10 protein-coding genes are annotated in these 13,122 nt (G+C 50.9%); 7 read left to right on the forward strand and 3 right to left on the reverse strand.

From position 1 onward, the window contains the following. Positions 1 to 8 precede the first annotated feature (8 nt). The 5 genes from ABV409_RS14785 to ABV409_RS14805 all read left to right on the forward strand — a co-directional run bounded on the left by ABV409_RS14785 (position 9) and on the right by ABV409_RS14805 (position 5,656). Positions 9 to 764, forward strand: coding sequence for an SDR family NAD(P)-dependent oxidoreductase (locus ABV409_RS14785; RefSeq protein WP_353878394.1), 756 nt, complete (start codon positions 9 to 11; stop codon positions 762 to 764). Positions 765 to 797: 33 nt separating this feature from the next. Further along, positions 798 to 1,844, forward strand: a complete 1,047-nt coding sequence (locus tag ABV409_RS14790; protein ID WP_353878395.1) for a PfkB family carbohydrate kinase — start codon at positions 798 to 800, stop codon at positions 1,842 to 1,844. A 9-nt stretch (positions 1,845 to 1,853) separates the two neighbouring features. Further along, positions 1,854 to 2,519 carry a bifunctional 4-hydroxy-2-oxoglutarate aldolase/2-dehydro-3-deoxy-phosphogluconate aldolase gene (locus tag ABV409_RS14795; protein ID WP_353878396.1) on the forward strand — a complete coding sequence of 222 codons (666 nt, stop codon included), beginning with the start codon at positions 1,854 to 1,856 and terminating at the stop codon, positions 2,517 to 2,519. 3 nt (positions 2,520 to 2,522) lie between these two features. Next, the gene (locus tag ABV409_RS14800; RefSeq protein ID WP_353878397.1) at positions 2,523 to 3,794 is read left to right on the forward strand and encodes an Nramp family divalent metal transporter; all 1,272 of its coding nucleotides are present in this window, start codon (positions 2,523 to 2,525) and stop codon (positions 3,792 to 3,794) included. Between the two features lie 71 nt (positions 3,795 to 3,865). Continuing rightward, a complete protein-coding gene (locus ABV409_RS14805) occupies positions 3,866 to 5,656 on the forward strand; it encodes a glycoside hydrolase family 2 protein (protein WP_353878398.1) in 1,791 nt (596 codons plus the stop codon). Positions 5,657 to 5,667: 11 nt separating this feature from the next. Here the strand turns inward: ABV409_RS14805 and ABV409_RS14810 are convergent, their stop codons facing one another. Continuing rightward, complete coding sequence (locus ABV409_RS14810; RefSeq protein WP_353878399.1) at positions 5,668 to 7,155, reverse strand: helix-turn-helix domain-containing protein; 1,488 nt, start codon at positions 7,153 to 7,155, stop codon at positions 5,668 to 5,670. Positions 7,156 to 7,279: 124 nt separating this feature from the next. Here ABV409_RS14810 and aceB point away from each other — a divergent pair, with 124 nt between their 5' ends. Together aceB and ABV409_RS14820 are read left to right on the forward strand one after the other, a co-directional pair. After that, on the forward strand, positions 7,280 to 8,878 hold the full coding sequence (gene aceB / locus ABV409_RS14815; RefSeq protein ID WP_353878400.1) for a malate synthase A: 1,599 nt from the start codon (positions 7,280 to 7,282) through the stop codon (positions 8,876 to 8,878). Positions 8,879 to 8,916: 38 nt separating this feature from the next. Next, the gene (locus ABV409_RS14820; RefSeq protein WP_353878401.1) at positions 8,917 to 10,509 is read left to right on the forward strand and encodes an isocitrate lyase; all 1,593 of its coding nucleotides are present in this window, start codon (positions 8,917 to 8,919) and stop codon (positions 10,507 to 10,509) included. Positions 10,510 to 10,580: 71 nt separating this feature from the next. On the opposite strand, the gene ABV409_RS14825 is transcribed toward ABV409_RS14820, so the two are convergent. Further along, positions 10,581 to 10,715 (reverse strand): hypothetical protein, encoded by a 135-nt coding sequence (locus ABV409_RS14825; protein ID WP_353878402.1) that lies wholly within the window; start codon positions 10,713 to 10,715, stop codon positions 10,581 to 10,583. 3 nt (positions 10,716 to 10,718) lie between these two features. Next, entirely contained in the window at positions 10,719 to 13,118 is a 2,400-nt protein-coding gene (locus ABV409_RS14830) for a penicillin acylase family protein (RefSeq protein WP_353878403.1), read from the reverse strand. Between the last annotated feature and the right edge of the window lie 4 nt (positions 13,119 to 13,122).

Raw genomic sequence — 13,122 nt, forward strand, 5'->3', positions numbered from 1 at the left:
CAGTGATCATGGGTAGATTGGAATCAAAAATAGCAGTGGTGACCGGGGGATCCCGTGATATCGGAAGGGCGATAGCCATTGCTTTGGCCAATGAAGGAGCCAAGGTGGTCGTCAATTATTACAATTCTGAAAAGGGGGCCAAGGAAACCGTGGCCCGCATCAAGGCACTGGGCCAAGAGGCCATCGCCGTGAAGGCCGATGTTTCCAAAACATCGGATATCGCTTGGCTGAAAGAAGCGACAAGCGATGCCTTTGGTGATAGACTCGATATTTTGGTGAACAATGCCGGTGGTTTGTTTGCGCGAAGATCGCTTTCGGAATTCGATGAGACCTTTTACGATTTGGTGCTCGGGGTCAATTTTAAGTCAGCGGTTTTTACTACCCAAGCCTTCGTGCCTATAATGCGCACAGGGGGTACGATCATCAACCTTTCTTCCCAGGCAGCCAGGGATGGTGGAGGTGCCGGATCGGCTTTGTACAGTGCATCGAAAGGTGCGGTAACGACCTTTACCCGGGCCATGGCCAAAGAACTGGGGCCTAAAGGAATACGGGTGAATGCCGTTTGCCCGGGACTCATAGGAACGAAATTCCACGATGATTTCACCAAAGATGAAGTGCGGGCCAAGGTAGCCGCAGGCACACCCTTGCGAAGGGAAGGTATGGCCGATGAGGTGGCCGATTTGGTAGTCTATTTAGCTACCGAGCAAGCTTCCTTCGTGACAGGAAACAATATTGATATCAATGGCGGTTTGGCATTTAGCTAAGCGGCCGCTAACCTTATATATAAAAGAACAGCAATGAAAAAAGTAGTGACCTTCGGCGAGATCATGTTGCGGTTGGCCCCACCGGGATTCTTACGGTTTTCCCAGGCCAATAGTTTTGATGTGATCTATGGGGGAGGTGAATCCAACGTAGCCGTTTCCTTGGCCAATTATGGGGTCGATGTCGATTTCGTAACCCGTTTACCCAATAATGACATCGGGCAATGTGCTTTGATGGAAATGAGAAAACGCGGTGTAGGTACAGATAAAATCGTGTATGGAGGTGACCGATTGGGGATTTATTTCTTGGAGACCGGGGCGGTAAGCCGCGGCAGTAAAGTGGTCTATGACCGTGCCCATTCGGCTATGGCCGAGATTGAAAAAGGAATGATCGATTGGGACGCCGTATTCGAGGGGGTCGAATGGTTCCACTGGACCGGTATTACCCCGGCCATTTCGCAGGGAGCCGCCGATGTATGTTTGGAGGCGGTTAAAAAAGCCAGTGCTTTGGGCATTACAATTTCAACCGATTTGAACTACCGGGCCAAATTATGGACCTATTGCGATGCCCAACATCGCGAAGCGGTTATGGCCGAGTTGACCTCGTATTGCGATATCGTATTGGGCAACGAAGAAGATGCCGAAAAGCACTTTGGCATCAAACCGGAAGGCTTGGACATCACTACCCAGGGCGAACATGTCAAGGCCGAGGCCTTTTTATCGGTCTGTACCCAAATGATGGAGCGTTTTCCAAAAGCTAAAAAAGTCATTACCACCTTAAGGGGTTCCCTGTCGGCCTCGCACAATACCTGGGCGGGGGTTTTATATGATGGCAAAAACCTATTGAAATCACCCGAATACCAGATCACCCACATTGTGGATCGCGTTGGTGGCGGGGATAGCTTTATGGGGGGACTGATTTACGGACTGCTACACTATCCGGAGGATGATCAAAACGCCTTGGATTTTGCGGTAGCGGCTTCTTGTTTGAAGCATACCATAAAAGGGGATGCCAATCTGGTGACCGTGGCCGAGGTAGAAAAATTGATGGGAGGCGATGCCTCAGGACGTGTGGCACGCTAAGCAGGACCTATGGAAAATACAAACCAAGAAACCTTCGTTGCCGAAATGGCCAAGGTGGGGTTGATCCCCGTCTTTAACCATACGGATGTCGAAACGGCAAAAAAAGTACTGGACGCTTGCTACAAAGGCGGGGTCCGGGTCTTTGAATTCACCAATAGGGGAGCGAATGCCCTCGAAGTATTCGAAGCTTTGGTCGCCCATGCTTCCCGATATCCCGATCTATTGTTGGGTATAGGAACCCTTTTTTCCGCCGAACAGGCGGAAGCTTTTCATAGGGCAGGGGCCCAGTTCATCGTTTCACCCGCCATGGTGCCTGAAATGGCGGCTTATTGCAACGCCAATGGGGTACTTTGGATTCCAGGTTGTGGTACGGTGACCGAAATCCACCAGGCGCTGCAGCATGGGGCTCGAATGGTCAAGGCTTTTCCTGGCAATGTATTGGGGGTGGGCTTTGTCAAATCGGTGAAAGCGGTCTTTCCGAACGTTCCCATCATGCCTACGGGTGGCGTGGCGCCCACCGAAGAAAATCTCAAACAATGGTTCGAAGCCGGTGTCGCCTGCGTGGGAATGGGATCAAAGCTCATAGATAAGGCTATTTTGGAGGAGGAAGACTTTGACCGACTTGAAGCCAAAGTAGCATCAGCGATAGCGATCATCAATCACATCAAATCCTGATCCATGGCAGGGGGGCATAGCGGTTTCTTGAAGCGACTGCTCTCGGTCATCCTTGCTTTCGGCCCGGGAATTTTCGCCATCGGTTACACTATTGGTACCGGGAGCGTCACCTCCATGATCGTGGCCGGTAGTACGTTCGGTATGCAATTGACTTGGGTACTATTGTTGAGTTGCGTCTTTTCAGGAGTGCTTATCCATGTCTTCGGCAATTTCAGTTTGATAACCGGCCAGACGGCGCTATTCGCCTTTAAAAAGCACTTGAAATGGGGTCGGCCGATGGCATGGTTGATCATTGCCGGGGTGGCCCTGGGCCAATGGAATTCACTGATGGGCATCATGGGGATCTCCTCCAACCTGATCTACGAGGTCTTGGCCGTGTATTATCCTTCGATAGTCGCATCCCGATTCGTCTTTGTCATTAGTATCGCTGTGCTGCTGACGGCGATATTCTACGCGCTGTTGCTAGTGGGCAAATACACCTTTTTCGAGAAAATTTTGGTCGTATTCGTTTCCTTGATGGCAGCTTCGTTTCTACTTTCCTTGTTTTTGGTCTACCCCTTACCGCAAGAGGTGTTGCAAGGGTTGGTGCCTTCCATTCCGAAAGTCGAAGGAGGGAAAATGCTTGTGGCCGCTTTTGTAGGAACGACCATGGCTTCGGCCACCTTTTTATCCCGACCCTTGTTCGTAAGAGGGAAAGGTTGGACGGTAAAAGATCGTGTGAAACAGAAAAAAGATGCCATTGTAGCTGCCGTTTTGGTCTTTTTGATCAGTAGTGCCATTATGGCCGTAGCCACAGGGGCGCTTTTCTATGCCGGAAAACCGGTGAACCAAGTACTTGATATGGTGAACACCTTGGAGCCCATTGCCGGTAAATTCGCCCTCACCCTTTTCTTTTTCGGGACCCTTAGTGCCGGACTTTCCTCCATTTTCCCCATCCTACTCATCGTTCCCCTTTTATTGGCCGATTACGAATCGGGGCAGTTGGATACCACATCAAAACGCTTCAAGCTATTGACCGCCTTGGCGTGTTGTTTTGCCTTGGTTGTTCCGGTATTCGGTTCGAACCCGATTGAAATTCAATTGATTTCGCAGATCTTCAACGTTTTTGTGTTGCCGTTGGTCATCCTAGGAATCTTCTTTTTGGTGAACGATCGCAAACTCATGAAGGGCCATCGCACCTCTTTTGGGGTCAATCTGGCCTTGGTACTGGCCTTCGTTTTTTCATGCGTGGTGTCCTATAATGGCGTATCGGCCTTGATGACGTATTTTTATTGACCACAACACCTTCCGATATGCATCCTACATCCATAAAGGCATCCAAACAATCCATCGCAATCCTAACGGCTATGGTACTGCATTTGCTTACCTGGAGCCAAAATCCGGCATTTAACAACATCCACCAGAGAAATACTACCAGCCTTGATGGATATTGGAAGATCATCATCGATCCCTATGAAAACGGCTTTTACAATTATCGCTATGAACCGTTTGAAGACCAAGAACGGCCCAGCAACAATGCCTTTTTCACCAATTATAAGCCCAAGGCCGCCCATGAGCTCGTCGAATACGATTTTGATACCTCCGATAGTTTATGGGTGCCCGGGGATTGGAATACCCAGAAAAAGAAACTGCTGTACTATGAGGGTAGCATATGGGTGAAAAAATCTTTTCGATACACCAAGGATAAAGGGGACAATCGGGTGTTTGTCCATTTTGGGGCGGCCAACTACCGTACCGACGTGTATCTGAACGGGAAAAAATTGGGGGCCCACGAAGGCGGTTTCACTCCCTTTTATTTTGAGGTGACCGATGCCCTGAGGATGGGTGAAAACCATTTGATCGTCAAAATCGATAACACCCGATTGAAACAAGGTGTTCCTACCTTGAATACCGATTGGTGGAACTATGGGGGATTGACCCGAAGCGTGCTACTGGTCGAAGTACCGCAAACCTTCTTGCAATCGTATGTATTGCGGTTACAAGACCGGGAAACATCGACCTTGCAGTTGGAAGCACAGCTATCCGGACCAGGGGCTGCAGGAGGGGAACTGACCGTTGAAATCGCTTCGTTGCAAATGAAACGTAGTTTTACCGCCGATGCGAACGGACGAGTTCAAGCAAAATTTAAACTAAAAGGCATCGAATTTTGGGATGTGCAGACCCCAAACCGCTATAATGTCCGATTCTCGACCCGGGGTGATAGTTTAAGTGAACGTATAGGATTTCGGACCATAAATGTCAATGGACCGGAGATCGAATTGAACGGGACCCCTGTTTTTTTAAAAGGGATTTCCATACACGAAGAACGACCTATCAAAGGGGGAAGGGCGAATTCCCGGGAAGATGCCATACAACTGTTATCATGGGCCAAAGATCTGGGATGCAATTATGTTCGTTTGGCCCACTATGCGCACAACGAACACATGGTTCGCGTGGCCGATAGCCTTGGCTTGATGGTCTGGGAAGAAGTGCCGGTCTATTGGACCATTGATTGGGAAGCACCGAAAACCCTGGCCAACGCACAGCAGCAACTGCTTGAAATGATCCATAGGGATGCGAATAGGGCGTCAGTCATCATTTGGTCCATGGCCAATGAGACCCCGACTTCCGAGGCACGTTTGGCCTTTTTGAAATCCATGGCCCAAACGGCGCGTACTGCCGACCCAAGTCGGCTTATCAGTGCGGCTCTGGAACAAAAGTCCGTTGCCAATGACCCCTTCACCCGAACCATTGAAGACCCTTTTGCCGACCATGTCGACATTCTCAGCTTTAACCAATACATCGGTTGGTATGACGGCCTACCGGATAAATGCAGTAAAATCAATTGGCAGATTTCGCAAGACAAACCTGTGGTGATCTCCGAATTCGGTGCCGGGGCCAAAAGCGGCTTACACGGGGACAAAAATGAACGATGGACAGAGGAGTACCAGGCGTATTTGTATGAGGAAACCTTGGACATGCTGGATCGGAACCCGAAAATACGAGGCATGTCACCCTGGTTACTCGTCGATTTTAGATCCCCAAGACGGATGCTTCCGGGTATTCAAGACGGCTGGAACCGAAAAGGCTTGATTTCCAATATGGGCCAACGCAAACTGGCTTTCTACGTTCTCCAAGAGTATTACCGGAACAAATAGGCAAAAACGCATTAAGAACGGTTTTCCGAAAACTTACGCTGCAGTTCGGCCACCACGGCCGCGGTATCGGTATCTTTTTGGGCCTGGGTCAAGATACGTGCCGGGGCCTGTCTGACCTCGCAATCGCGGATCGCACAGCGCTCGCAGGTTACCCCGACATCATAGGTCTTGATCTTGGGATCATCGAGAAAATTCACCTTTTTGCGGAGCGTATCATTGATCCGGAGTCCGATACCCACGCTGCGATACACCCCTTCCTTAAAGGGATCTTTGGTCGCCGAGGCAAAGATCAAATACGACAGTCCGTCAGCGGGGTAGTGCGATACCTGCACATCCATATGGTGTTCGGAATCCTGGGCTACGATCTCGCGCAATACCCGGATCGACACCCAACGACGACAATATTTTTCATTGGTTTCATTGCCATGGGGTGAATGTTTGTGCGTAAGGTGCAGTTCTTTGGTGATATCGAAACGATCACTGCCCTTTTTATGGCCCAAGCGCAGAAAAAAGAGGTTCTGCATGAGGTAATCGTTGGGCAAGATGTTCGTAAGGCGCTGGTAGAGCGATTCCGGAGAGGCGTTATACAAGGCGTTCATACCCCCCAAAAACGCCTTGTCGAATTTCGGTTTGGCCAAGAAGGTTTCCAAATGGGTTTTCAATAAGTCCCGTGGAATGATCAAGGCGCCAGCGAAATAGGAGGCATAAAAATTATTCAATACCTGATCGAAGTTGTCAAAGGCGATCCAAGTAAAGGTATAGAGCCGTTCTTGGATCTTCAGGTAATTATACCCGATTTCTTTGGCGTAGATAAAGGTTCGTTGGGCCTCGTCGACATGTTCGGCCACCAATAAGGTCTTGGTCTTTGGAACGAAAATCGAACGGAGGTTGTCGAGTTCCTGATGTTTTCTAAGGTCCTCATTGTTGATGGTATACCCGTATTCTTCGATGAGGATCTCTTCCAATTCAGCAGCGGTTACCGATTGGGTCAGATCGATTTGGTAGGCCTTGGCAAAGTCGATGACCGCCTGTTCCAAATCCGGGAAAAAGTTGTTGTTGGCTTCTTGATAGGAGCGGAGCGAGGCAAGGTAGAAGCTCTCTTTCCCGAAATTATAATGGTTGGCGATTTCGATGACGGTACTGATGAAGGCCGTTACCTTGGTCGGGGCTTCGGAAACGATCTCGATCAGATCGCGTTCCTTGATCCCGAACAGTTCTAGGGGCAGTTCTTTCAGGATGTTCGACTGGAGCAGCTCACCCACAGGCGCCAGGTTTTTGTCCAGCTTGATGGAGACCAAGCTGTCATACGGTACCTCAAGCTTTTCGGCCAATAGGGCGATTTTGTCGGTCTTGGGATATTTCTTCCCTTTTTCGATTTCGTTCAGGTACGATTTCGATAATCCGGTCAGTTTCGAGAGCCCGAAAAGCGATAGGTTTTTCTTGACCCTGACCTGCTTGAGCTTCAGTCCGAAAACGAGTTTTATATACGCTTGTTCCATAATTCGCAAGCAAATGTACGTATTCTTGCGAATATGATAAAAATAGCGACCAATTAAAAAAAAGCGAACGTTCGCTAACTTTTTCCAAAGTGATCCGATATACTTGTGTCATAAAACTAGTCATATGGAAATAGTAAAGCAACAAGTTTCGAACCTACAGTTCAGCGACACCGTAACGAATTACTACCCCGATCTGTTGACCGATGAGGCTTTGGAGTTTCTGACCCTTTTACATGATCGTTTCGATAACGGCAGGTTGCAACTCTTGCAGCAGCGGGTGAAACAACAACATCAATTCGATTTAGGGGAGTTTCCCACCTTCCCCAAGGAAACCGCGATGACCCGCACTTCCGATTGGTCTGCGGGCTACATTCCCAACGACCTGCAAGACCGCCGGGTAGAGATCACGGGCCCAGTGGATCGGAAAATGGTCATCAATGCCCTGAATTCGGGCGCCAAGACCTTTATGGCCGATTTTGAGGACAGCAATGCCCCTACTTGGGACAATTGCATCCAAGGCCAACGCAATCTGTTGGATGCCAACCGCCGTACCATCAGTTATTACGATTATCGAAAAGACAAGTCCTATGAACTCAACGAAGAGGTGGCCGTACTTATCGTACGCCCACGGGGCCTGCATCTCAACGAACGCCATTTGATCATCAACGGGGTCGAAGCTTCGGCGAGTTTGGTCGATTTCGGGCTGTATGTGTTCCATAACACCGAACTACTGCGACGGCGCAAGTCGGCTCCCTATTTCTATCTACCCAAATTGGAACATTACTTGGAAGCCCGGTGGTGGGATGAGGTGTTCACCTTCGCGGAAGAGCATATGGGGATTCCCGTAGGCACCTTTAAGGCCACGGTGTTGATCGAGACCATCACGGCCAGTTTCCAATTGGATGAGATCATCTACGAATTGAAGAACCACATCGTCGGCTTGAACTGCGGGCGCTGGGATTATATTTTTTCCTACATCAAGAAATTCAGGAACCATAAGGCGTTCATCCTTCCTGATCGTGATCAGGTGACCATGGCCAGTCCCTTCATGGATGCCTATTCCCGTTTGGTGATCCAACGATGCCACAAACGGGGTATCCATGCCATTGGGGGAATGGCAGCCCAAATTCCCATTAAAGGCGACCCCACGGCCAATGCGGTGGCCCTCGAAAAGGTTCGGCTGGACAAAGAGCGTGAAGTGACCAACGGTCATGATGGTACCTGGGTGGCCCACCCGGCGCTCGTACCAATAGCGAAAAAGGTATTCGATACCCATATGCCGCAGGCGAACCAGCTCGATACGTTGCGTGAAAACGACCGCATTTCAGAAGCGGATTTGATCGCCATTCCGAAAGGCAAGATCACGGAGCAAGGTATCCGGAAGAACATCAATGTGGGCATCCTCTATCTGGAAGCTTGGCTACGTGGCAATGGATGCGTAGCCCTCTACAACCTGATGGAAGACGCGGCCACGGCCGAAATCTCACGTACCCAGATTTGGCAATGGCGCAAGTACGCGGTCTTGTTGGCCGACGGCCGCCGGTTTACCGACGGATTGTACCGCATCCTTTTTCGTGAAGAAGTCAAAAAAATACGGGAAGAAGTGGGCATCGTTGCCCTTGCCGAGACCGAATTCGAAAAGGCCTTTGCCCTTTTTGATGAATTAGTGACCACCCAGGCGTTCAAGGAGTTCTTGACCCTGCCCGCCTATCGGATGATATAAAAAACATAAGCAACAACACACCATTTAATTTCATAGTTATGTCGAATTACACTGATTTAGTGCAACGGATTCGTGCCATACAACAAAGGCACGGGGATAGCTGGGCGGCCATAAGCCCAGAGAATGCGGCCCGAATGGCCACACAGAACAGATTCAAAACAGGCCTGGACATCGCGAAGTACACGGCTTCGATCATGCGCCAGGATATGGCGGCCTACGACGCGGATAACACCTGCTATACCCAGTCACTGGGATGCTGGCACGGTTTCGTGGCCCAGCAAAAGATGATCGCGGTCAAAAAACACCATAAGACCACCCGTAAGCGGTATTTATATCTTTCAGGTTGGATGGTCGCCGCCCTACGTTCCGAATTCGGTCCCTTGCCCGATCAATCGATGCATGAAAAGACGGCCGTTCCGAAATTGATCGATGAAATCTATGGATTTTTAAAGCAGGCCGATGCGATCGAACTCAATGACCTCTACCGTCGCCAGGAAGCCGGGGAGGACGTTCAGGATGACATCGATAACTTCGAGACCCATGTGGTCCCCATCATCGCGGATATCGATGCTGGTTTCGGAAACGAGGAGGCCACTTACCTCTTGGCAAAAAAAATGATCGAGGCAGGGGCCTGCGCCATCCAGATCGAGAACCAAGTATCCGATGCCAAGCAATGTGGCCACCAAGACGGTAAGGTGACCGTACCCCATGAAGATTTCATCGCCAAGCTGAACGCCGTTCGCTACGCCTTTCTGGAATTGGGCATACCGGAGGGGATCATCGTGGCCCGCACGGATTCGGAAGGGGCCGGACTCACCCAAAAACTACCGGTTTCAAAACTACCCGGGGATTTGGCCTCGCAATACCTCGAATTCGTGGAAACCGAGCCGATCGTCCTCTCGGATGTCGAAGAAGGGGAGGTCTTGATGAAACGCGATGGTAGCCTGTCGCGACCCAAGCGATTGGCCAATGGCCTTTATAAATTCAAGGATGGAAGCAATATCGATCGGGTGGTCTTGGATTGCATCACCAGCCTTCAAAATGGGGCCGATCTCTTGTGGATCGAAACCCCGACGCCGAACGTAAAGCAGATCGCCCATATGATCGATCGGGTGAGGGAGAAAGTGCCGAATGCCAAATTGGTCTACAACAATTCGCCTTCCTTCAATTGGACGCTGAACTTTCGACAGCAAGCTTTCGATACCATGAGCGATGAAGGGCAAGACATGTCGTCATACGATCGAGCCAACTTGATGGACAGTGCCTATGACCAGACCGAATTGGCCCAACGCGCCGACGACATGATCCAATCATTTCAGCGTGACGGATCACGGGAGGCGGGAATTTTCCATCATTTGATCACATTGCCGACCTATCATACCACGGCCTTGCATATGAACGATTTGACCGAAGGGTATTTTGGGGAGATGGGCATGTTGGCCTATGTGAAACACGTACAGCGGCAAGAGATCCGCAAAGGGGTCTCCTGTGTCAAGCACCAACGCATGGCGGGATCCGATCTGGGTGATGACCATAAAACCTTCTTTGCCGGAGAGCATGCGCTCAAGGCCGGGGGTGCCAAAAACACCAGCAATCAGTTCGAAACGACTGAAGCTGCGGTTTCCTCTTAGGTGGAGGGATTAGTTAGTTGGTTGAAAAGGTCGGGGAAGACAGCGCCCCGGCCTTTTTACATGGCAATCGCTTAGTTTTGTTGTTGTCGGGCTTCGAATTCCTTGTGCAGGTCGTCATGGTTATGGGTCAAGAACCGCCTGTACAAACCAATGACTTCTTTCCAATCGGCCGCCTTGATCTTGAGGGAATCGGACTTCTTTCCCATGCCTTACTTATCGGTAGGAAGCAGCTTCGTTCGCGTCACGGCAACGGAGTCGATTTTAGATCGCGAATAGTATATGGGGAAATAGCGGTTTGCGGCCCAAGATTCGAAGAGGTTGTCGTAAAACGGACTGTCGGGGTCCCCGGATTGCCCGGGTCCGTTGGCCCCCACTGAAGCGTCCCAGTCCCCGGTATCCGCAATGATCCGAAAGGAAGCCCCACTACTTTGTCTCAGGTTGTTTCCCGTCGAGTTGGGGGTGTAGGCATTGCCGCCCCGGGCTACGGGTCCGATATCGAGTTGTCTTCTGGTGACCTCGTTGACCGCGTCACTTAAGGCATGCTCAAAATAGGCGTGTTTGTTCTTTTCCTGACCGTATTGCCATTGCCCTATATCAGCACCGAGCTGTGTTTCCAGTCGGGTCACTGCCCTTACAAAAGCCTCACTCAAAAATGCGTTCCTTCCTAGAATAGGCTGCTCGCCAAAGCGGGCGTCGGGGGTTTCGATCCATTGCAGGATGCGCCCCAGTTGGATACCGGCGATGATACCTTGCCCGGCTTTGGGGATAAAGCGTTCATTGGCCAAGGCCCTGATTTCATTTTCCCAAGCAACATAAATGGCGGCAGCAATGGATCGTGCTTCCAAGCGCAGGTCCCAGTCGTTGAGCTGTTCTTTGGCTTCGGCAGCCGTACCGGTAAATTCCAATCCTTCCAAAAACGGGGTCAAAAGCCGCGCGGGTACGGATAGGTAATCGGTTTGCAATGCCTTCATATCGGCCATCGTGAGGGCCTTATCGGCACCCAAAACCTCGTTGACCCGTTGCCCGCGGTAGGGGTCTGACCAGGAGTAACCCACGGCATCCCAATGGTCGTAGTCAGGGGGCGTTACGTTTTGGTTCGCCGTCGCGAGAAAACCACGTTCCGGATTGCTGGCGTGGGGTTTTTCGATGATGGGCAAATAGCTATCCCATTCGTAACGGCCATCCCCGGGTACCGGAACCAGTCCGCTGAAATTCTTTCGTATCGGAGCGATGCCGACCGCTTGCCATCCGATCGTACCATCCGTACCGGCCCATATCATGTTTTCACCTGGAATATGGCTGTAATTGCAGGCTTCCCGAAATTCGTCCCAAGTTTGCGCCTGATCCATACGGAGCGAGGCAAGGTAGGGTGAACCCCCGGGCTCTAACCAGGCGCAGCGTACGGCATAGGCCAGATGGTTTTCGGTGTCGACATGGGTCACCGGACCGTGATGGGTATACCGCAGGGTGACCTGTCGGTCGTTTTGCCCCTTAACTTTGATGGTCTCCTCGATTTCGGTCATGTCGACCCATTCGCCTTGAAAACGGTATTGTTTCGGATTCTCGGGATTCAGTTCATAGACATACAGATCTTCCCCATCGGTGCGATAAACGGTAAGTCCCCAAGCGCCGTACTCGTTATGGCCGATCGATATGCCGGGAATCTCTGGTTCACCGCCCCCGATGACGTTCCATCCCGGGGCGACCAAATGGCTCATGTAGCGTAAGGAAGGCACGGCAATGGTACGGTGGGGGTCGTTGGCCATCACACTGTGGCCATTCGCCATTTTATGGCCTTGGATTACCCAATTGTTGCTACCGAGGCCGTAGCGTTCGTCCATGAGGTCAGGCTGCAGTTCGGCTACTTCTTGCTTGACGGGGTTCCGATAGGTCGCCACGACATCTTCGTTGGTAAATCGGACCGGTTTTCGATAGGCTCGGTAGAGCGCTAAGATGGTATCTGAAAGTTGTTCGGGGGCGATGCTCGGGTCTAGGGTCAGATCGGGTTCCTGCGGATGGAACCAATAGAGTTCCTTGACTTTTTTAGCCCCCAGTTCGGCAACGGCACGGCCCACTTCAAGTTCTAATCCGATGTTTCCCAACAAACCTTGGTGCCGTGAGATGACCACCTCGGGCGTCCATTTCTGGGGTAGGATATCCAAGATCTTGAATTCGATGGGCAGGACATCGGGCGTTTCCAGTACCGACTCAATGTAGGCGTTCACCCCTTCGGTATAGGCGGTGATGATTTCGACCCCATCTTCGTGGTAATAGGCCATTTCCGTTTCCATATCCCCCCTGAATCGAAACAGTCGGGTGCCGATATCGCGTTGCAGTTCCCGTTCGCCCAACATTTCGGCAACAGTGCCGGTAGCCTGCCTCCGCCAAATTTCAAATTGAAAGAGGCGGTCGGCCGCCGCCGTATAGCCTTGGGCAAAGAAAAGATCGTGTTGGTTCGCTGCGTAGATATGGTTGATGCCCCAAGGATCTCGGACAACTTCGACCGGCTTTTGGAGCCCCTCGGCAACAAGGGTAGTCGTGGTCTCGTTTTTCGAGCAAGACAACAAACAGGCAAGAGTTGTAAACAAGAACAAGGATCGTAGTAGCATGGGG

The organism is Flagellimonas algarum, from assembly GCF_040513375.1.
GTDB lineage: Bacteria > Bacteroidota > Bacteroidia > Flavobacteriales > Flavobacteriaceae > Flagellimonas_B > Flagellimonas_B algarum.